Raw genomic sequence first — 20924 nt, 5'->3', positions numbered from 1 at the left:
AACGTCCGCCGGTTTCCGCTGCGGGCGCCGGGTACCCGGAGCGGACCGGTCCCCGTCGCCCAGTGCCTCCCGGAGGTGTCCCCCATGCCCGAGTACGGCTACTTCCTGTCGTGCGAGGAGTTCGGTCCCGCGGAACTCGTCGAACAGGCGAGGATGGCGGAGCAGGCCGGATTCCGGTCGCTGTGGATCTCGGACCACTACCACCCGTGGAACGACACGCAGGGCCAGAGCCCGTTCGTGTGGTCCGTGATCGGCGCTCTCTCGGAGGCGGTGTCGCTGCCGGTCGAGACGGCGGTCACCTGCCCCACCGTGCGCATCCACCCGGCGGTGGTCGCACAGGCCGCGGCCACCTCGGCGGTGATGCTGAACGGCCGCTTCCGGCTCGGAGTGGGCACCGGCGAGGCCCTGAACGAGCACATCCTCGGGCACGTCTGGCCGCCCGCGCACATCCGCATGGAGATGCTGGAGGAGGCCGTGCAGATCATGCGCCGCCTGTTCACCGGCGAGGAGGTCAGCCACCACGGCACCCACTACACGGTGGAGAACGCCCGCCTGTACACCGTCCCCGACGAGCCCGTCCCGATCGACATCTCCGGCTTCGGCCCGGCCGCGACGCAGCTCGCGGGACGGGTCGGCGACGGCTACATCACGATGATGCCGGACGCCTCGATGGTCGAGCAGTTCCGCAAGGGCGGTGGCGGCGGCAAGCCGGTGATCGGCGGTACCAAGCTCTGCTACGGCACCGACCGCGACGAGGCCGTGCGCACGGTGCACCAGCGGTGGTTCAACCAGTTCCTGCCGGGCGAGATGGGCCAGATCCTGCCCTCGCCGAGCCATTTCGAGCAGCTGGCGCCGCTGGTCACCGAGGAGATGGTGCGCGAGAAGGCGGTGTGCGGGGACGACGTCGACGAACACGTCTCGGCCCTGCAGGCCTTCGCCGACGCGGGCTTCGACCGGGTCTACGTCAACCAGATCGGCCCCGACCAGCGCGGGTTCTTCGACTTCTACCGTACGAAGGTGCTGCCGCAGCTGCAGCAGTCCTGAGGGACCCGCGATGAAACTCCGCCGGCCCGTCGTCTCCGCATACACGGTGCCCACCGACGCCCCCGAGGCCGACGGCACGCTGGCGTGGGACTCCACGACCATGGTGATCGCCGAGGTGACGACGGGCGACGAGACGGGAACGGGCTGGACCTACGGCCCGCCGACGGTCGGCGACTTCATACGCGACCAGCTCGCCCCGCTGGTCGAGGGCCGCTCCGCCCTCGACGTCCCGTCCCTGCACGACGCGATGTGCCGCTCGGTCCGCAACGCGGGCCGCCCCGGGATCGCCGCGGGCGCGATCTCCGCGGTGGACATCGCCCTGTGGGACCTCAAGGCCCGCCTCCTCGAACTCCCGCTGGCCCGGCTGCTCGGCGTGTGCCGCGAGCGGGTCCCGGTGTACGGCAGTGGCGGCTTCACGACGTACCACGACACACATCTGGCCGCGCAGCTGAACGGCTGGGTGCACGGGCAGCGCATCCCGCGCGTGAAGATCAAGATCGGGGAGAGCTGGGGCCGGGCGGTCCCACGGGACCTGGCCCGTGTCCAGGCGGCCCGCCAAGTGATCGGACCCGAGGCGGAGTTGTACGTCGACGCGAACGGCGCCTACACCCGCAAGCAGGCCGTCCGCATCGGCCGCGCCCTGGCCGAGCACGGCGTCGGCTGGTTCGAGGAGCCGGTCTCCTCGGACGACCTGACGGGGCTGCGCCTGGTCCGTGACGCGCTGGTGTGCGATGTGACGGCCGGCGAGTACGGCTACGACCTGCCCTACTTCGCCCGAATGATCGCGGCCGGCTCGGTCGACTGTCTGCAGATCGACGCGACGCGCTGCGGCGGCATCACGGAGTTCCTGCGCGCCGCCGCGCTCGCCCAGGCCCACGGCCTGGAGGTCTCCACCCACTGCGCCCCGCACGCCCACGCCGCGGCGGCCGCCTCGCTCCCCAACCTGCGCCACATGGAGTGGTTCCACGACCACGTGCGCATCGAGGACATGTTCTTCGACGGTGCGCTGGATCCGATGGGAGGCACGGTGCGCCCGACGTCCGGCCCGGGCCACGGGCTGACCCTGCGGACCGACGAGGTGGAGGAGTACCGGGTCGGCTGATGCCCTAACGGCGGGCGAGCCGGGTCAGTTTGCGTGCGGCCAACGCGCCGGCGCCGACGGTGAGCGCCGTCCCCACCCGGCCGCGGTTCCGGGAGATCCACTCCTGCGCACTGTCCGGGCGGGACTCCTCGTCGAACCGCCCGTGCGCCCCGAAGTCCCGTCCGTGGGCTCCGTCCGCCGGGGCCCACAGGTTGCCGAGTTCGCCGTGCGCGCCCTCGTCCTGCTGGGCGTCGAAGCCGGTGCGGGCGAGATAGCGGTCGAGCACTCCGGGAACCACCGCGTTGGCGATCAGGGTGGCCACCGTCGAGCTTCCGACCCAGTACTCGCGCCGCCGCCCGTGCGAGGCCGCGTGCACGATCGCGCGGGCCGCGACCTCCGGCTGGAACACCGGCGCCACCGGCCGGGCCCGCCCCGGCATGCGGCTCAACACCCAGTCGAACTGCGGGGTGTTGAGGGCCGGCATCTGCACCATCGTCGTACGGACGCCGGTACCGCTGTGCAGCAGCTCGCAGCGCAACGACTCGTTGAACCCCTGGATCGCGTGCTTGGCCCCGCAGTACGCCGACTGCAGCGGAATCCCGCGGTAGGCGAGGGCGGAGCCGACCTGCACGATCGTGCCGCGGTCGCGCGGCAGCATGTGGTGCAGCGCGGCCCGGGTGCCGAACACATAACCCAGATACGTCACTTCGGTCACCCGGCGGAACTCGTCCGGGGTGATCTCGGTGAACGGCGCGAACACCCCGGCGAAGGCGTTGTTGACCCACACGTCGATGTGCCCGAACGTGTCGACGACCTGCTGGGCGGCGTCGTCGACCGCCTTGGCGTCGGCCATGTCGACGGTGACCACGAGCGCCTCGCCCCCGGCGCGCTGCACCTCGTCGGCGGCCGCGGCGAGGCCCTCACGTCCGCGGGCCAGCAGGGCGACCCGGTCGCCCCGGGCGGCGAAGGCCAGGGCCGTCGCCCGGCCCACGCCGCCGCTGGCCCCGGTCACGACGACGGCTTTACGGCCCCCCGGCACGGGCACGCCCCACCGCTTGCGGACCATGAGTCACCCCCGGTGGTGCGGCTGCTCGGGGTCGATGTCGTCCTGGCGCGGCGCCGGCGTGCCCGAACCCTGCGGTTCGCCCGCGACGGGTGCGCCCGCGGCCCCGCCCAGACCGCCCGGTGCGACCGGCGGCATCGGCGGGTACGGCGCCCCGAGTCCACTCGGCGGCGCGGCGGGCGCCCGGCCGCCCACGACGGGGTCGCCCTGGCTCGCGGCGGCCAGCTCCGCCTCCCGCTCCGGCGTGGCCCGGGACGCGGAGGGGCGGGCCGCGCCCCGCAGGACGTAGGCGACGACGCCGAGGATCACCGCGGTGATCAGTGCGGCCGCCCAGTCGGGCAGACCGATCGCGAGGGCCAGCCCGATGGTGAGCGCGAGGGCCGCGCCCGCGTACAGGGCGACGGCTCCGGACACGGCGTACAGCATCGCCCTACGCCGCTGCTTGCGAGTCTGTTCACGCAGCTCGTCGCGCACGGTCTCGCGCGCCACCTGCGCCAGCTCGTCGACCAGGTGCCTGTCCAGGTGCTCCAGATGATCCAAGCCTTCCATGGCCGCCGAGTACCCGTACGGGCGTACGGATAACGCGGTCCGTCACGGCCGGAAAGCGGTGCGTCAGCCCAGGGCCGCCGGGTACCCGGCCCGCTCGCACGACCGCACGACCAAAACCCTCACCGACCCCTCTACAGGAGTTGCAGGATGACCGAGCGCACCGATGTGGTGGAGCTGCTCAAGGGGCAGCACACCCGGATCCGAGAACTGTTCGACGAGGTGGCGAACACCAAGGGCGCGGACCGGGCGCGGCACTTCCACGACCTCGTCCGGCTCCTCGCGGTGCACGAGACGGCCGAGGAAGAGGTCGTCCATCCCTTTGCCCGCAAGCACATCGACGGCGGCGAGCTGGTCGTCAAGGACCGGATCGAGGAGGAGGAGAAGGCCAAGGCGGCCCTGTCCCGGCTGGACGACATGGATCCGGACTCGCCCGAGTTCCTGGACCAGTTCGCGGCCCTGCGCCAGGACGTGCTCGCCCACGCCGACAACGAGGAGCGGTACGAGTTCGCCCACTTCAGCCGGGTCGCCGACCGGGACAGGCTCAAGACCCTGGCCCGCGCCGTGCAGGCGGCCGAGGCGCTGGCGCCCACGCGTCCGCACCCGGGCACCGACACCGCCCTGAAGAACGTGGCGGTGGGCCCGGTCGCGGCCGTCATCGACCGCACGCGTGACGTCGTACGCAAGGCGATGGGCTGATCCACGCCGCCGGGGCGGCCGGGCCGAGGACGATCTCCCGAAACGATCGGAAGTGATCTCCTCGCCCGGCCGCCCCAACTAGGCTCTGGGCATGGACATTCTGGGAGCCACGCTGCGTATCTGCGTCGACGACCTGGAGACCGCGGTCCCCTTCTACGAACGGCTGGCGGGCGGCAGAGCCCAGCGCTTCGAACGCGGCGGCGTCCAGGTGGCCGCGGTCGGCTGCTTCCTGCTGATGAGCGGGCCCGAGGCCGAACTGGAGGTGCTGCGCAAGATCTCCGCGACGATCGCCGTCAAGGACGTCGAGGAGACCCACCGAGTGCTCACCGAACTCGGCGCACACATCGTCGCGGGCCCGGTGCCCACTCCAGGGGGCCGCAACCTGATCGCGATGCACCCGGACGGCATGGTGTACGAGTACGTGGACCGCAACGTGTAGACGGCTACGCCTCCGGCGGTCGCATACGGAAGTCGTAGTGGGCCGGGAGCGGTTCGTCGGTCAGCCTGGACCACAGGCGGCCGATCGCCTCCGCTCCCTCCCGCAGGTCGGCGGCCTCGAAGCCCGCCCGGAAGATGTCCAGGGCCTCCTCCCGCCTCCCCTCCGCGAGCAGCAGCCCCGCCTCGATCAGCCGGAACCGGCCGCGCTCGCGGGTGGCGGGGTGCAGCCGCTCCCAGACACCTCGGGCCTGCGCGGTGCGGCGTACGGCGAGCAGGGCCTCGATCGCCTCGCGGCCGAGCGCTGCCGTGGCGGCCGTCCACCGCTCCCCGCCGTCGCGCCGCTCGTGACACAGGTCGTCGAAGGCGTCCGCGTACCGGTCCGCGGCCCGTTCGTGGTTGCCGCTCTCCTGGTCGGCGACGGCCAGGCAGCGCAGCAACGGCCAGAGCGACGGGGCGAGTTCAAGGGCCCGCTCCCAGCTGCGCACCGCCTGCGCCCGGTCACCGGCGTGCCACTGGGCGACGCCGAGGTGGTACTCGGTGAGCGGGGTCGCGGGCGCGGTCTCCAGCATGTCCCGCCAGTGCGGGGCGACCAGCGTCTCGCCGGGGGGCCGCACCCGGCGCGGCTCGGGGAGGGCACCGGTCCGCAGCAGTTGCAGCCAGGGCTCCTGGGCCTCGCCGAGCGTGCCCTCGTCGAAGGGCGTGCCGGACAGCTTCCAGTCGGCGCGCAGCACTTCGAGCGCGCCCCAGCCGGAGCCCACGGTCAGGATCTCGCCGGGTTCGGTGTCGGCGTGCGGCTTCCAGGCGGCGTGGGCGGCGTCGACGTCGGCGCGCGGGAGGGCGGCTTCGAGACGCGCCTCCACTTCGCCGGCGGCCGCCGGGGAACTCAGCGGGCCGTAGGCCTCCAGCCACGACACCTCGCTCTCCGGTTCCAGCCGTACGTGCTCCAGCTGGGTGCGGGCGAGCCCGGCCTGGATCTCCGAGTAGCCGCCCGTGCCGGGTTCGGTGAGCCATCGCTGCCAGCGGCGCCCGCCGGGTCCCTTCCCCCAGACGAACAGCTTGCGCCCGCGCAGCAGGTCGGTCGAGGTCTGCACCAGACCGTGCCCGTCCTCGTCGAGGGCGGCGATCCAGCGACGGCGCGCCTCGGGAAGATCGCAGAAGTAGTCGGCTGCATACGGAAGTTGCTGTATCTCGGCGCACGACGGTGCGGGCACCTTCCGCAGCCGCCGCTCGTAGCCGAACTGCCAGGCCTCCTCCGCGGGCACCAGCACCCGGTGCTCCTCCGGTACGGCGATGTTGGACCACCAGTAGGCCGGCACGGGCCGCTCGTGCGGGTTTCGGACGCGCACGCCGACGTACAGGAAGTCGGAGTCCTCCGGCAGCCACAGGTCGACCTGGAAGGGCAGGTCGCGCAGCCGCTCCCACTCCCACAGCCGGAGCATGTCACCGCCGTCGGGGGCGGGGACGCGGGCGGCGTGCAGCGGGGAACAGGAGAGGGTGGTGTGGCCGGTGGCGCCGATGTTCCATTCGATGCCGCCGGAGAACCAGGCGCCGTTGAGGGCGAAGTTGGCGGGCTGGAACACCGGGTTGCGGTACAGGAGTTCACGGCCGGTCGGCTTGTGCAGCAGGGAGGCGACACGCCCGCCGAGCCCGGGCAGCACGGTGGCGCGCAGCCGTCCGTTCTCGATCACGAGGGCGTCGAACTCGCGGGGTTCACGCGCCCGCCCGTACCCGTCCCGGACCGGCACCGGCAGCAGACTGCGCAAGGGCCCGTAGCCGACCTGCCGGGCCATCTCCCGCGGCAACTCGTCCCGGTCCCGGTCTTCGATGCGGTGGACCTCGTGCAGCAGCCGCAACGGGGGCAGCGGATTGTCCGGCCCCAACTCCGCGGCGGGCAACGTCAGTACCTCACGTCGGATGCTCGTCACGATCACCATGGAAGCCGCTCACCGGTGAACCGGCCAGGGGACCTGCAGGTCAGGATTGCGCAAAGGGGAAGTGCAGCGCCCCGATAGGGGCGCGGGGAACTGCACGACAAGCCACGATGGCGCAGCAGCCAACCGACAACCCCTCACGGCACTACCCAAGCGGTGCGCCCCGCATCTCGGCAGTGATCGCCCACCGCTCGTGATCCCGCCAGTCCCCGTCGATAAAGATCATCTTCGGCGAGAACCCCTCGAGCCGAAAGCCACACGCACGCGCCAGCGCGATCGACGCGGCGTTCTGCGGCTGCGCGTTGATCTCCAGCCGGTGCAGCCGCATCGGCCCGAACGCGTACCCCACCACCAGGTCAAGCCCCTCTCGCATCAGCCCGCGCCCGGCGGCGTGCGCGAAGGCGCCGTAGCCGAGCGCCCCGCACTGGAAGCCGCCCTCGACGATGTTGTTGATGTTGATGTACCCGGCGATGGCTCCGGCGCCCTGCGCACCGTCCTTCTCGCAGACGAGGAACCCGGCCTTGGTCGGGTCCTCGATCAGCCGGCCCGCGTACGCGGTGTAGGCGTTCGCGGTGTCCGGCGGGAACAGCCAGGGGTGGTGCAGGTCCTTGCTCTCGCGGGCCCGGGCGGTGAACTCGGCACCGTCCTCGTAGGTGAAGTGACGTATACCCACGCGGGGGCCTTCGGCGAGATAACGGGATGCGGTGTGCGGCATCTCGCCACCCTACGGCGGTCTAGGGCTTCCGCCTCATGAAATACGCCCCGAAGAACGACCCGACGGCCGCCGCGACGAGCAGGGCCGTCGACAGGGGCATCGTGACCTCGGGGATCAGGAGGCGGATCCTGATGTCGCGGGTGTTCTGGAAGATGAAGATCAGGGCGAAGACGGCGAGCAGCAGGACGGTCACCCGGCCGGGCGTCACCGCCGGGCCCCGTTCGCCGCTGTGCCTGGCACCCGGCTCGGAGGTCTTCGGGCTCATACCCCCAGGATGCGCCCGAGGACCCCCTTACGCGCGGTGAGGAGGACCGCGGGCGCCTCACCCGCCGAGCACGGGCAGCTCCAGCATGCCGGTGTTCCCGGGCGCGCTCGCCACGGTCACCACCTTGATCCCGCGGTTGCCGAAGTAGGCGTCGTCGCTCGCCGCGATCACGAACTGCAGCCGGTGCCCCTTCTGGTACCGGTGCACGATGCCCGGCAGGCTCACGGTGAAGCTCTTGGTCACGTCCGGTACCCGGACCGGCGCGATCAGCCGGTGCACCAGCGTCCTGGTGCCGTCGGGCGCGACGTCGTACAGCTTGGCGAACAGGACGAGCCGGTCGGCGGCGTTGTCGGAGTCCTGGGCCTTCGCGGCCTGCGGGGAGTCGACCCTGAGCGTGGCCCGCGGCGCGCCGACCACATCGGTGGTACGGGCGAGCGGTTCGCTGGTCCAGGCGAGGTAGGTGCCCTCGGTGTCGAACGGCGCCGGGTCCGGCAGCCCGCCGAGCGCGGCCAGTGAGGTCTCCGAATGGCTCGTGGGGGTCAGCCGGTTGGCGTACGTACGGCTGCCGAGGGCCACCTTCTTGCTGTTGTCGACGAGTTTGCCGTCCCCGGAGAGATAGAGCTTCCGGTTGAGGGCGGGCAGGTGGTCGGCGGTGGCGTACGCGTGGCCGGGGTCGGTGATCCAGTCGCGGTAGTAGGCGAAGGCAGGTCCGGTGTCGGTGTGCTGCCTCCGGAGGTAGTGGTCGAACCAGGACATGATCCGCCTGCCGACATAGCTGGTGTCCAAGTTGCCCTGGACGAGGTTGAGTTCACCGTTCACCATGCCGCCGCTGTGCCCCCAGGACTGCCAGATCATCGCGGCGGGCGTGCCCTGGGACTTGAGCGTCTTGTACGTCGCCGTCGCTTCGTTGAGGTTGAAGAGGCTGTCGGCCTGCCCCTGGATCAGCAGGGTGGGCGCCTGGACCCGGTGCAGGTACGACGCCGGCGAGACGCTGTGGGCGTAGGCGAGCATCGCGGCGGTCGGGCCCGGGCGGTAGCTGCCGGAGTTCAGGGTGCGGATGGTGGCGCAGGCCCGGGTGACGAAGTGCAGACAGGTGAGGGAGTTGATCCGGGACGGGTCGAGGTTCGGCTGGGTCAGCGTCTGGCCCTCGCCGAGGAGGTAGAAGCCGTTGGTCCACTGCCATTTGAAGGCGCCGGGGACGGTGCCGCCGGCGTTGTTCGGGTCCAGCGCGTAGGCGAGGTCGTTCCAGGTGATCAGGGGGATCAGCGCGTCCACCCGGTGGTCGACGGCGGCCGTCGCCAGCTGGATGGCCCCGCCGTACGAGCCGCCGATCATGCCGACCCGCGGGTCGCCCGTCCCGTCGAGGGTGACGAAGTCGGCCCTGGTGCCGTCGTCGGCGGCGCGCTTGCCGCCGAGGAAGTCGATCAGCCGGGAGGCGGCGGTGCCGTCGATGCCGGGGTCGTCGAGCGAGATCAGACAGCCGGAGCGGCCGAAGCCGAGCCCGGAGTAGATCAGGGACACATAGCCGCGCGCGGCGAGGGCCTTGCCGACGGCGTCGGTGGTGCCGTCGGACTTGCTGCCACCGAAGCCGTTCGTGGCGAGCACGGCCGGGGCCCGGTGGGAGCTGTCGACGCCCGCCGGGCGGTAGAGGTCGGCGTCGATCGCGCAGCGGCGGCCGCCGGCCTGGACGGTGAACTTCAGTGCTGTGACGCTGTATTGGCCCGCTGCGGACACGGGAGCGGTGAGTGCCTGGGGCGCGGCGAGCGCCGCGCCCAGGGCGAGAGCGAGCGGAGCCCGGGATCTGAACACGCGTCGGGACACTGAGACCTCCACACTCAGGACAGCCCTGCTTACCGACCAGTAAGTAACCACCGCTTGTCATGGTGTGACACGTGTCATACGAGGTCAATCGCCCAGACGAGTGTTGTTGACGGATATTCAGTGAAGACGATCGCCCGTTCGGTTCAGAGAAGGGCGGGCTCGTCGAGCGTCAAGGTGCCCGCGTCGGCGTCGAGTTCGGCCCTCACGCCGAAGGGGATGGTCGACGCACCCTCGCAGTGCCCGAATCCGAACTCCTCGACGACGGGCACGCCGAGGCCGCCGAGCCGGTCCACGAGGACGGCGCGCACTTCCTCGTAGGGACCGCACCTCACCCACGACCCGAGCGCGATCCCGGTGACGCCGTCGAGCCATCCACTGCGCAGCAGCTGGGTCAGCATCCGGTCGATGCGGTACGCCCGTTCGCCCACGTCCTCGATCAGCAGCAGCCCACCGCGGGCACCCTCGTGGGCGTGCGGCGTTGCGAGGTCGGAGGCGAGCATGCTCAGACATCCGCCCAGCGTGACGCCCCGGGCCCGCCCCGCGACCAGAGCGGTGCCTGCGGAGACGAGGGTGCGGACCCGCTCCGGAGCGAACAGGGTGTCCTTCAGGTGTTCCTGCGCCCGGGCGTGCTTGATGAAGTCGATCCCGGCGGCCGCCGGTCCATGCAGGGTGACCAGGCCCAGCCGGTTGGCGAACGCCTGGTGCAGCACCGTGATGTCGCTGAAGCCCACGAACACCTTGGGACCGGCGGCCCGCATCGCGTCCCAGTCGAGCAGGTCGACCATCCGCTGCGCCCCGTACCCGCCCCGCGCACACAGCACCGCGTCCACCGACGGGTCGCACCAGGCGGCCTGCAGATCGGCGGCCCGGTCGGCGTCCGTGCCCGCCAGGTAGTCGAACTCGCCGTGCCGGTCCAGCACATGGGGTGCCACCACCGGGTCGAGGTCCCATCCCCGCAATACGTCGAGACCGGCCTGCACCCGCTCCTCCGGCACCGGACCGCTGGGCGCGACGACGGCCACGCGGGCGCCGGGGGCGAGCCGGGACGGACGCAGGAGTTCTCTCACTTGGTCAGCTCCAATGTGGGGACACCGCGCGGATTCAGCCCGAAGACCTGGGCGTAGAGGGAGAGTTCGGACTCCAGGACACGGATCATGGTCTCCGCCCGCCGGAACCCGTGCCCCTCCCCCTCGAAGGCGATGTAAGCGTGCGGCACCCGTCTGCCCTCCATCCGCTCCAGGAACCGCTCGCACTGGGCGGGCGGGCAGATCACGTCGTCCAGGCCCTGCAGCAGCAGGAAGGGCGCGGTGATGCGGTCGGCGTGCTCGGCCGGCGAGCGTTCCGCGTACCGGCCGGGCACCTCGGCGAGCGGTCCGACCAGGGTTTCCAGGTACTGCGACTCGAAGTCGTGGGTCTCCCCCGAGCCCCAGCCGGCCAGGTCGAGGATGGGATAGAGGATCGTGCCGCAGGCGTAGACGTCGGTGGCGGCGAGGGAGGCGGCCGAGGTCCAGCCACCCGCGCTGCCACCGCGGATCGCGAGCCGCTCGCGGTCGGCGGTCCCCTCGTCGGCGAGGGCGAGCGCGACGGCCGCGCAGTCCTCGACGTCGACCACACCCCACTGCTCACGCAGCCGGCCCCGGTACTCGCGCCCGTACCCGGTCGAGCCGCCGTAGTTGACCTCGGCGACACCGATGCCCCGGGAGGTGAAGTAGGCGATCTCCAGGTCGAGCACGAGCGGCGCCCGGCTGGTGGGGCCGCCGTGCACCCAGACGACGTACGGCGGCAGTTCGTCGCCGGGCGAGACGCAGTGCGGGTTGTGCGGCGGGTAGATGTGCGCGTGGACGTCGCGTCCGGCGGGGCCGGTGAACGTGCGGATCTGCGGTTCGGGGTAGTAGGCGGGGTCGACCGCGTCCTCGTGCTCGGCGCCGATCACTCGGGCCCGGCCGGCCCGGGTGTCGAGCTCCACCACCTCGTACGCGCTGCGCGGGCTGGCTCCGACGGTGACGACGCGCTCGCCGTGCACCGCGAGCGTGGATGCGAACTCGGTCCAGGGGCCGGCCGCGTCGACGACCTCGCCGGTCTCCGGGTCGAGGACGCCGAGCGCGGTGGCGCCGCGGCCGTGCACCACGGCGATCAGTCCGCTGTCCAGCGGGGCGAACCAGCGCTGTCCGAGCTTCCACAGCGGCCCGCCGAACTCCTCCTCGCGCGGGCAGAGGGGGACACCGTCGCGGTAGAGGTTCCACCAGCCGGTGCGGTCGCTCGCGTAGAGGAGGGAGCCGTCGGGGGCCCAGTCCGCCTGGGCGATCGACTCGTCCGGGCCGCCGGCGAGCGTGCGTGTCTCCCGCAGGGTGCCGTCCTCGGCGACCTGGGCCAGGACCAGTTCCGTGCCGTCCCACGGCATCCGCGGATGGTCCCAGGCGAGCCAGACCGCGCTGCGTTCGTCGGGCGAGATGCGGGGACCGGTGACGAACCGGTGCCGGCCGTCGGTGAGTTCGCGTACGGCATCCCGGTCCTGGGCGGCCGAGCCGTCCAGCGGCACCGCGGCCAGGACACGCCGCACATCGGTGGGTCCGTCGCCGGTGAACTCCTCCAGCACGCACCACACTTCACCGCGCTCGACCTGCAACTGCGGCTCCACCCAGCGCAGTCCGCCGCCCACCGGCGACACGGGTGTGAGGGGCCGCGGGTCGCTTCCGGGCTCGTACCGGTAGAGCCGCTGGTCGGCGAAGTTCACGAACACCACGAGCGGCCGTCCGTCCACGACCGTCCCCGCCCAGGGCTGTCCGCCGTACTCGATGACGCGGCTGCGGACGTCCCACGGTGCGGGCAGCAGCGGCTCCTCCTCGCCATCGGCGCGCCGCCGCACCAGGGTGCGGCGGCCGCCCTCGGTCGGGCGCGGCTCGGTCCACCACGCCTCGTCGCCCACGAAGCCCACGTACTCGGGACGCCCGTCGTGCGCGGCGGCGAGCGCCGCGTCGATGGGCGAGGGCCAGGAACCGTACGGCAGTCTCTGCACGTTCTCCCCCAACTCGCCTAGGCCGTCCGCAGAAAGCGGTCGAGGACGCGGACACCGAAGTGCAGCGCCTCGACCGGGACCCGCTCGTCGACCCCGTGGAACATGGCCTGGTAGTCGTAGCCCTCCGGGAGCCTCAGCGGCGTGAAGCCGTACCCGGTGATGCCGAGCCGCGAGAACTGCTTGGCGTCCGTGCCGCCCGACATGCAGTAGGGCACCACATGCCCCTCGGGCGCGAACTCCTCGACGGCGGCACGCATCTTCGCGTACGTCGGCGAGTCCACCGGCGCCTGGAGGGCCACCTCACGGTGGTGGAACTCCCACTCCACGTCGGGTCCGGTGAGCTGGTCAAGGGTCGTGCGGAACTCGTCCTCACCGCCGTACAGATACCGCCCGTCGACATACGCGAGCGCCTCCCCGGGGATCACGTTGAGCTTGTAACCGGCCTCCAGCATGGTCGGGTTGGCGCTGTTGCGGACGGTCGACTCGACGAGCTTCGCCGCCGGGCCGAGCTTTTCGAGCAGACGGTCGATGTCGTCCAGGTCGACGTCGAGGCCGTAGAGCGCCGCCAGTTCGGACAGCGCGGCCCACACGGTGGGAGTCGGCCGCAGCGGCCACTCGTGCTCGCCGATGCGGGTGATCGCGGCGGCGAGCCGGGTGACCGCGTTCTCCTTGTTCACCTTGGAGCCGTGTCCGGCCCGTCCGCGCGCGGTGAGCTTCAGCCAGGCCGTGCCGCGCTCACCGGCCGCGATCGGGTAGATCTGCCGTCCGCTGCCGTCGTGGAAGGTGAACGCCCCCGACTCGCTGACGCCCTCGGTGCACCCCTCGAACAGCCCCGGGTGCCGATCGGCGAGGAACCCCGAACCGTCCTGCGCACTGTCCTCCTCGTCGGCGGTGAAGGCGACGACGATGTCACGCCGGGGCCGCACGCCCTGCCGCGCCCAGCTCCGCAGCACGGCCAGGATCATGGCGTCCATGTTCTTCATGTCGACGGCGCCGCGGCCCCACACCACCCCGTCGCGGATCTCCCCGGAGAAGGGGTGCACGCTCCAGTCGTCGGCGCGGGCGGGTACGACGTCCAGATGACCGTGGAGGAGCAGCGCGTCGGCGGCCGGGTCGGTCCCCTCAAGGCGCGCGACGACATTCGTACGCCCCTTGGTGCGCTCCAGCATCGTGGGTTCGAGGCCCGCGCCGGCCAGCTGCTCGGCGGCGTACTCGGCGGCGGGCCGCTCCTGGCAGTCGCCGCCACCGCGGTTGGTGGTGTCGATACGGATGAGGTCGGAGGTGAACTTCACGACCTCGTCCAGAGCCTGCTGGTCAGCCATACTGCTCCTCCACGGCGGCCGAGACGATCGTGGTGACCGCCTTGAAGATACGGATCCCCTCGTACATCGTCTCGCTGGTGTACGCCACTTTCCGCTCCCCGATCCGGCCGACGCCCGGCACGATCGTGGCGGCCATGGCGAGATGCTCGGCGTCGAATTCGAGCGCGACGGTGAACGGCCCTGCCTGGACGGGCTGGTGACGGACCGCCAGCTGAGCCGCCTCCTTGGCGGCGGCCCGGATGTCGGACGCGGTCCTGACCGGCGTACGGCACACGGCCGCGTACCGCGACACATGGTCCTTGACCGCGACCTTCAGTGCCTCGGGCGCATACCCGAGGGCGTCCTCGCAGGCCACGTCGTCGCCCGTGACCAGGATGACGGGCACCCCGTACTCGGCGACGACATGCGCGTTGAGCAGGCCCTCACTGGCACGTACGTCGTTCAGCCACACCCCGGTGATGGAGTTGGCGAGGTAGGTGTGGGCGAGGACGCCCTCCATCCCCGCACCGGCGTGATAGCCGACGAAGGCGATGCCGTCCACGTCCCCGTGCTGCACCCCCTCGACCATGGAGAGGGACTTGTGCCGCCCGGTGAGCATCTCGGTGCGCTCGTCCAGGTGCTCCAGCAGCAGGTTGCGCATGGTCCAGTGGGCCTCGTTGACGAGGACCTCGTCCGCCCCGCCGTCGAAGAACCCCAGCACGGCGGCATTGACGTCCGAGGTGAACATCGAGCGGCAGCGCTCCCACTGCGGTGTCCCCGGCAGCACGTCGGCCGGCCAGGTCACCCCCGTGGCACCCTCCATGTCGGCGCTGATCAGGATCTTCATGGAGCGCCACGTTACGCGCCGCGCGGGAAACCGGCCAGGAAGCAGAGGTCAGAGCGTACGGCGGAACAGGTCCAGCAGCGCAGTCCAGTGCCGCTCCGTGGCCTTGGCGCTGTACATCGCCGTGTCCGCCTGCGTGAAACCGTGCTGCGCCCCTGTGTACACCTCGCCGCGATGACGGACCTCCGCCGCGGTGAGCGCCTTGCCGAGGCGGTCGATCTGTTCGGCGGGATTGCTGGCGTCCTGGTCGGCGTGGCCGAAGTAGAGCTCGGCGGTGATGCGGTCGGCGAGCAGATGGGGGCTGTCCGGGGCGTCGGTGGCGAGGTACGCGCCGTGGAAACCGGCCGCTGCGGCGACCCGCTCCGGGTAGGTGCCGGCGGTGCGCAGAGCGAGGGCCGCCCCCATGCAGTAGCCGGTGATCCCGACGGGGCCGGTGGTGGTGAAGACGGACGCGGCCGGCCAGTCCAGGTAGCAGGCGGCGTCCCGCATGGCGCCCTCCGGGGTGAGGGTCCGCGCGGCCGGGCCCAGCGCCTGGATGATCTCCGGACGCTCGGCGTGGTTGATGAAGTCGGGCAGTCCGACCACGGGTGCGCGGCCACGGCGATGGAAGACGTCGGGGACGAGGACCGTGTAACCGGCCGCGGCGAGGCGGTCGGCCATCGACCGCAGGTGCGGTCGCAGACCGAAGGCGTCCATGTAGAGCAGCACCGGGGGTGCGGGGCGTTGTCGTCGGGATGGGCGAGGTAGGCGTCGGCGGTTCCGTCGGGGGTCGGGATGTCGGCGGAGGTTGCCTGGACGGCGGTCACGGGGGCGTCGCTCACTTCTGGCGGGCGGCGGCGGTGAGTTCCTTCACGCGGGCGGCGGGGACGGGGACGCCAGGCGTCTCGAAGAACCAGCGCTGCCCCTCCTCCTGGCTCAGTCCCTCCGGCCGCTCCCCCATGTACGGCTGTACGTAGACGGGTGTGCCGGGCTGGGTGCGCCAACTGTCGGCGAGTGTGCCGATGTCCACCGCGTCGTAGCCGAGGGCGTCGAGCAGTGCGGCAGCCTCCGTCTTGGCGGTCGGGTCGTCGCCCGCGACGGGCAGGGCGCTGCGGTCGGGGGCACCGGCGGGGCGGGCGCTGGTGAACAGGCGCCGGAAGTCGATGTTGTTGAAGGCTTTCACCACCCGGGACTCGGCCAGGTGCCGCTGCACCAGGGCGCTGGAGGTCAGAGCACCCGCGTCCAGTTCGGCGAGGCGGCCGTCGCGGTCGGGGTAGTAGTTCATCGTGTCGATCACCGTTCGGCCCGCCAGCGCGGCGGCGGGGAGACGGTCGTAGGCCTTCAGGGGAATGGCGGCCACGACCAGGTCACCGGCCCTGGCGGCCTCGGCGGGGGTGCCGGCACGGGCGCGTGGCCCCAGCTCGCCGACGAGATCGGCGAGGGTCTGCGGGCCGCGGGAGTTGCTCAGTACGACGTCCAGTTCCGCGGCGACCGCAAGGCGGGCCACTGCTGCGCCGATCATTCCGCTGCCGATGATCGCGAGGGTCCTGCCCACCGTTGTGCACCTCCGAGCCGTATCTGAAACTGAGTGTCAGGCTAGCCACCGAGTTCCGAGACTGCAAGCGGGAATCGGCAGAGGGTTAGGATCGCGAGGTGACCGGAGCAGCACGTACGAACACCAGGGACATCGCCCGGGCCGCCGTGAGGGCCGAACTGGCCCAGGTGGCCTTCGAGTTGTTCCGTCGGGAGGGCTTCGACAAGGTCACTCTCGACGATCTCGCGGCGGCCGCCGGGGTGTCCCGCAGCACTTTTCTGCGCTACTTCGGCACCAAGGAGGACGCGGTCCTCGGCGCCTTCGAGGGGCAGGACCGCCGGGTCGCCGACGCCCTGCGTGCCCGCCCGGCCGACGAGGACCAGTGGACGGCCCTGCGGCACGCCCTGGACACGGTGATCGAGCGGTATCACATGGACCCGGCCGGCTCCCTGGAGACGCTGCGGCTCGTGCGTGAGACCCCGGCCCTGTGTGCACGGCAGCTGGAGAAGCAGCACAGCTGGCGCCCGGCCCTCGCACAGGCGCTCGCCGAGCGCGCCGGTTCCGAGGAGCCGACCCTCGCCCAGTCGGTGCGGGCGGCGGCCGCCCTGGACTGCCTGAACGTGGCCCTGGACCACTGGCTCGCCTCCGACGGCCGCCTGGACCTGGTCGCCCTGCTCGACGAGGCCTTCAGGGCGATACAGCGACCGCGTTGAACGTCGTCTGTGGCGTCCGCGGGCGATGAGGCGTGCGGCGCAGGGTGGCCGTGGTCGCCTCGACGTCGAGCTCGAACACGCTGATCAGGTTCAGGCGGCAACGCACCCCGTCCTGCCCGTGCGCAGATCCGTGCGGCAGATGGCGCCGTTGCGCGCGAGCCCATGTACGCATGCGGCTTGGCCCCGATCGTGATGCCCTCGGGGGGCCGGCCGTCGGAGAGCGGGACTCCGTCGGCCACGCGGCTCCGACCGCGGCAGGGGTGGCGCTCGCCGTGTCCGCGCCGGCCGCCGCCGGGCCTCCGCGACGTGGGGGTGGGGCTCGGCGAAACGAGCCGCTGTCCGCGGGAGTTCCCCTGCGCCCCACCCTCACCTCATGGCGTCGGCCCTCAGCCCGTGCGCCCCGCCACCAGCCACTTGGACGGCAGCACGATCCGGTTGCCGTCGGGGGCGAACTCCGTGGTGGTCAGCGGGAGTTCACCGCTCGCCAGGACCGTGAGGCCGGCCGCGCGCAGATACTCGGGCACGGCGTCGTCGGCGACTTCACCGGGGGCGATTCCGTGCTGGAAGATCGGTGCGAGCTTGGCCGGTGGTCCGGTGGGGCTCTGCGCCAGGCCCAGCAGGACGGGCTTGGCGGCCTCGGAGAGTTCGACGAGGAAGACCCGGCCGCGCTCCCCGACCAGCGCGGCGATCCCGTCCACCATGGGCTGCCGGTCGTCCGGTTCGGCCTGGTGCAGGACGCCGCGCATATAGACGTTGGCGTCACCGATCTCGGCGTGCAGCGTCTCCGTCTCGCTCTTCTCGACGGCGTCCAGCACACGGTATGTCGCCTGTCCGGCGGGGTCGGCGTGCCGGGCCTGGTCGACGGCGGCGGCGGACAGATCCGCGCCGACCACACGCTTGAAGCGGTCGGCGAGGAAACGGGTCTGGGTGCCGTTGCCGCAGCCGAGGTCCACCATCGCCAGGCCGGGATCGGCGAGGTGCGGTTCGAACAGGCCCAGGTGTATGCCGACGGTCAGGGTGGGCTCCGCGTCCCAGAACACGGCCCCCTGTTCCTCCGGGGCTGCACGCCAGAAGCCCTCCCAGGCCTCCCGGTACCGACTCGTCACGCTCATGCCCAACTCCCCAGGGTGCGACGTACTGGCCCGATTCAAGTGACGGGCCAGTACGGTCTATCGCGCCCCGGTCACGGCTACAAGCGCACGGCGCATTCCTTCACTCCGCATTCGAGGGGCGTACGCCCCAGGGCGCCCCCATACTCCTGATGTGCAGTCAGTACGCCCCTGTGGTGCGGTCAGCGGCGGGGCAGGGTCAGTTCGAACCAGACGGTCTTGCCCGCCTTCGTACGGCTGGTGCCCCACTCGCGGGCGAGGGCGCTGACCACGCGCAGTCCGCGTCCGAACTCCTCCTCGGGACCGGCGCTGCGCAGGGTCGGCAGGTCGTGGTCGTCGTCGTCCACCTCGCACAGCAGGGTGTCCCCGCGGACGAGCCGCAGTTCGACGGGGCGGCTGTGGGAGTGCCGTACGGCGTTGGTGACGAGTTCGCTGACCAACAGCTCGGCGTTGGGGACGAGTTTGGCGAGCCCCCAGTCGTGGAGCTGTTCGCGGACGACGGCACGCGCGCGGCCGACCTCGATCGGGTCGAGGGCGAGCCGCCACTCGGCGACGTCGTCCGGCTCGATGCCGTTCAGACGGGCCATCAGCAGGGCCACGTCGTCCTTGCGTCCGCCGCGGCCCGCTTTTGAGAAGGTCACAGCGAGGGCGCGGATGATGGAGTCGCAGGCGTCGTCCATGGAGGCGGCCGGGTGGGCGGCGGACTCACTGAGGGTCGCGAGACCCACGCCGATGTCCTCGCCGCGCACCTCGACCAGTCCGTCGGTGCACATCACGATGCGGTCGCCGGGCTCCACACGCACGCGTACCGCTTCGAAGGGCACTCCGCCGACGCCGATGGGCGCGCCGGTCGGCAGGTCGAGCAGCTCGCTGCGGCCGTCCTCCGCACGGACCAGCACGGGCGGGATGTGGCCTGCGTTGGCGATGTGCAGTTCGCTCGCGATCGGGTCGTAGACGGCGTACAGACAGGTCGCGAGGTAGGTGTCGCCGAGGCGCTGGGCGAGGTCGTCGAGGTTGCGCAGGAGCTGGGCGGGCGGCAGATCGAGGGCGGCCATGGTCTGCACGGCCGTACGCAACTGGCCCATCATGGCAGCCGAGTTCAGGCCGTGGCCCATGACGTCCCCGACGACCAGCGCGGTGCGGGCGCCGGGCAGCTTCACGGAGTCGAACCAGTCGCCGCCGACCCGGCCGAGCAGCGTGCCCGGCAGATAGCGGGTGGCGATGTCGCAGCCCGCCATACGCGGCGGGATGTGCGGCAGCATGCTGTCCTGGAGGGTCTCGGCGACGGACTCCTGGTACGTGTACATGCGCGCGTTGTCGAGCACGAGGCCCGCGCGGGCGGCGAGTTCGGCGCCGGTGACCCGGTCCATGTCGTTGAACTCGACGCGCTCGGGGTGGCGCAGCAGGATCATGAAGCCGAGGACCACGTTGCGCGCCTTGAGGGGCACGATCAGCATGGAGCGGTTGGTGATGAGCGGCCGGATGTCCCGCTTCTCGAACTGCGAGGCGATGGCGTGGCCCATCTCCTCGCTGATGCGCGGCACCAGGACGGGCTCGCCGCTGGTCATGCACTGGAAGAACGGCGTGTGCGCCGGGAAGGGCATGGCCTCGCCGACCGGGACGACGTCGTCCCAGCGGCCGGGTTCGTCGGTGTGCTCCAGGGCGACCCGGTGCCACATCGTGGTCGTGTCCGGCACACCGTCCGGGAAACCCTCACCGGCGACGACCTGTTCGCGCAGATAGGTGCCGGCGACGTCCGTGAAGCGCGGGACGACGGCTTTGCTGACCTCGACGATGGTCGTGGCCAGGTCGAGCGAGGTGCCGATCTTCCCGCTGACCTCGTTGAGGAACTCCAGGTGTTCGCGTACGGCTGCGTACTCGAGGTCCTCGGCGTCGTCGGCGAGTTCGTGCGGCACCGGCAGGCCCTCGGCCGCCGCCCGCGCGGCCCGCTCGCGCCGGGCCTTGCGCTCGATGCGCCGCGGGACGCCCCAGTCGGGGGTGACGGGCACCCGGTCGTTCTGGCTGAACTCCAGGACGGGGTAGCCCAGTTCGAGGACCTGGGCGACGATGCGGGCGCTTTCGTCGACGCTCATGCTGGGCAGGATCTCGGGCAACCTGCGGGCCAGCTCCTCGGCGCCGGGGAAGTCCGTGTGCAGGGCGAAGCCGGGCGCGATCCGCTCGAACGCCAGGTCCCCTTCGCTGCCGTCCGGCTCGTCCTGGCGGAGTCCGGCGGTGTCGGCCGCGAGCACCAGCAGCCGCTCGTGCCCCGGGCCCACCAGGGGGTACGCCCACCACAGCACGTCCACGCGCGCGTGGTCGCCCTCGTGTTCGGGAACGGTGAGCCGGGCGCGGCCCGCTGCCGGGTACGAGAGCCTGCCGTCGAGGGACGTCTCGAGGTCGGGGCCCAGCCCGTCATATGCACCGTACGGCCCGTACGGACTGATGTCCTCGTCCTCGGGCAGTGCGCCGGAGACGGGCAGCAGGTCCACCGCGGAGCGGCCTATCGCGTCGTCCTTGGGGACTCCGAAGAGCCGGCCCGCGCCCCTGCTCCAGTGGGAGACGAGGCCGTCACGGTCCACCACGACCACGGCCAGCGGGACGCGGCCGGCCGCGGCGGGCTCCGTCGCCGCGCCGGTCCCAGCTCCGCGGCTGGGAGGCGTGTCCCTCTCGGTGCCACGGTCGGTGCCATTGTCCATGGCCCAGGCCCTCTCTCCCCACGGCTCCGCAAGATCTGTGCCGCCTACTCCACCGTAAGGCTCCGCCCGGTGGTGATGTGCGGCAATGCGGGAATTGGTGCGACGGAACGGTCCTCGCGCGCGGGGGCG

General features: G+C 71.7%; 18 protein-coding genes and 1 pseudogene. 5 read left to right on the top strand and 14 right to left on the bottom strand.

What is annotated here, in order from left to right; translation table 11 throughout:
* Window positions 1–84: 84 nt before the first annotated feature.
* Complete coding sequence (locus ABD355_RS01315) at window positions 85–1044, top strand: LLM class F420-dependent oxidoreductase (RefSeq protein WP_344398059.1); 960 nt, start codon at window positions 85–87, stop codon at window positions 1042–1044.
* 10 nt (window positions 1045–1054) lie between these two features.
* Window positions 1055–2146: an enolase C-terminal domain-like protein gene (locus tag ABD355_RS01310; protein WP_344398058.1), complete on the top strand. Its 1092-nt coding sequence runs from the start codon at window positions 1055–1057 to the stop codon at window positions 2144–2146.
* 4 nt (window positions 2147–2150) lie between these two features.
* Here ABD355_RS01310 and ABD355_RS01305 read toward each other — a convergent pair whose 3' ends face one another.
* Together ABD355_RS01305 and ABD355_RS01300 are read right to left on the bottom strand one after the other, a co-directional pair.
* Window positions 2151–3191 (bottom strand): SDR family oxidoreductase, encoded by a 1041-nt coding sequence (locus ABD355_RS01305; RefSeq protein WP_344398057.1) that lies wholly within the window; start codon window positions 3189–3191, stop codon window positions 2151–2153.
* A 3-nt stretch (window positions 3192–3194) separates the two neighbouring features.
* Entirely contained in the window at window positions 3195–3737 is a 543-nt protein-coding gene (locus tag ABD355_RS01300; protein WP_344398056.1) for a phage holin family protein, read from the bottom strand.
* Between the two features lie 147 nt (window positions 3738–3884).
* On the opposite strand from ABD355_RS01300, the gene ABD355_RS01295 reads away from it, so the two are divergent.
* Together ABD355_RS01295 and ABD355_RS01290 are read left to right on the top strand one after the other, a co-directional pair.
* Window positions 3885–4433, top strand: a complete 549-nt coding sequence (locus ABD355_RS01295) for a hemerythrin domain-containing protein (protein ID WP_344398055.1) — start codon at window positions 3885–3887, stop codon at window positions 4431–4433.
* Window positions 4434–4524: 91 nt separating this feature from the next.
* Window positions 4525–4872 carry a VOC family protein gene (locus ABD355_RS01290; RefSeq protein WP_030936891.1) on the top strand — a complete coding sequence of 116 codons (348 nt, stop codon included), beginning with the start codon at window positions 4525–4527 and terminating at the stop codon, window positions 4870–4872.
* Between the two features lie 4 nt (window positions 4873–4876).
* Here ABD355_RS01290 and ABD355_RS01285 read toward each other — a convergent pair whose 3' ends face one another.
* The 10 genes and pseudogenes from ABD355_RS01285 to ABD355_RS01240 all read right to left on the bottom strand — a co-directional run bounded on the left by ABD355_RS01285 (window position 4877) and on the right by ABD355_RS01240 (window position 16298).
* The gene (locus ABD355_RS01285; RefSeq protein ID WP_344398054.1) at window positions 4877–6805 is read right to left on the bottom strand and encodes a DUF5107 domain-containing protein; all 1929 of its coding nucleotides are present in this window, start codon (window positions 6803–6805) and stop codon (window positions 4877–4879) included.
* Window positions 6806–6947: 142 nt separating this feature from the next.
* A complete protein-coding gene (locus tag ABD355_RS01280) occupies window positions 6948–7517 on the bottom strand; it encodes a GNAT family N-acetyltransferase (protein ID WP_344398053.1) in 570 nt (189 codons plus the stop codon).
* 19 nt (window positions 7518–7536) lie between these two features.
* On the bottom strand, window positions 7537–7782 hold the full coding sequence (locus ABD355_RS01275; RefSeq protein ID WP_344398052.1) for a LapA family protein: 246 nt from the start codon (window positions 7780–7782) through the stop codon (window positions 7537–7539).
* A gap of 57 nt (window positions 7783–7839) precedes the next feature.
* On the bottom strand, window positions 7840–9603 hold the full coding sequence (locus ABD355_RS01270; RefSeq protein ID WP_344398050.1) for a CocE/NonD family hydrolase: 1764 nt from the start codon (window positions 9601–9603) through the stop codon (window positions 7840–7842).
* Window positions 9604–9746: 143 nt separating this feature from the next.
* Entirely contained in the window at window positions 9747–10670 is a 924-nt protein-coding gene (locus ABD355_RS01265; RefSeq protein WP_344398049.1) for a S66 peptidase family protein, read from the bottom strand.
* On the bottom strand, window positions 10667–12619 hold the full coding sequence (locus ABD355_RS01260) for a prolyl oligopeptidase family serine peptidase (protein WP_344398048.1): 1953 nt from the start codon (window positions 12617–12619) through the stop codon (window positions 10667–10669). Before ABD355_RS01260 ends, ABD355_RS01265 begins: the two co-directional genes overlap by 4 nt.
* A gap of 17 nt (window positions 12620–12636) precedes the next feature.
* Window positions 12637–13941, bottom strand: a complete 1305-nt coding sequence (locus tag ABD355_RS01255) for a M20/M25/M40 family metallo-hydrolase (RefSeq protein WP_344398047.1) — start codon at window positions 13939–13941, stop codon at window positions 12637–12639.
* Window positions 13934–14767, bottom strand: a complete 834-nt coding sequence (locus ABD355_RS01250; protein ID WP_344398046.1) for a M55 family metallopeptidase — start codon at window positions 14765–14767, stop codon at window positions 13934–13936. The genes ABD355_RS01255 and ABD355_RS01250 overlap by 8 nt, the downstream gene beginning before the upstream one ends.
* A gap of 48 nt (window positions 14768–14815) precedes the next feature.
* Window positions 14816–15570 (bottom strand): annotated as a pseudogene (locus ABD355_RS01245) (dienelactone hydrolase family protein).
* A gap of 11 nt (window positions 15571–15581) precedes the next feature.
* Window positions 15582–16298: an NADPH-dependent F420 reductase gene (locus ABD355_RS01240; RefSeq protein WP_344398045.1), complete on the bottom strand. Its 717-nt coding sequence runs from the start codon at window positions 16296–16298 to the stop codon at window positions 15582–15584.
* A gap of 98 nt (window positions 16299–16396) precedes the next feature.
* On the opposite strand from ABD355_RS01240, the gene ABD355_RS01235 reads away from it, so the two are divergent.
* A complete protein-coding gene (locus ABD355_RS01235) occupies window positions 16397–16990 on the top strand; it encodes a TetR family transcriptional regulator (RefSeq protein ID WP_344398044.1) in 594 nt (197 codons plus the stop codon).
* Between the two features lie 386 nt (window positions 16991–17376).
* Here the strand turns inward: ABD355_RS01235 and ABD355_RS01230 are convergent, their stop codons facing one another.
* On the bottom strand, window positions 17377–18102 hold the full coding sequence (locus ABD355_RS01230) for a class I SAM-dependent methyltransferase (protein ID WP_344398043.1): 726 nt from the start codon (window positions 18100–18102) through the stop codon (window positions 17377–17379).
* Window positions 18103–18281: 179 nt separating this feature from the next.
* Complete coding sequence (locus ABD355_RS01225) at window positions 18282–20795, bottom strand: SpoIIE family protein phosphatase (RefSeq protein WP_344398042.1); 2514 nt, start codon at window positions 20793–20795, stop codon at window positions 18282–18284.
* Between the last annotated feature and the right edge of the window lie 129 nt (window positions 20796–20924).

Source organism: Streptomyces longisporus, assembly GCF_039532765.1.
Taxonomy (GTDB): domain Bacteria; phylum Actinomycetota; class Actinomycetes; order Streptomycetales; family Streptomycetaceae; genus Streptomyces; species Streptomyces longisporus.
This window is presented reverse-complemented; position numbering and strand designations above follow the sequence as displayed.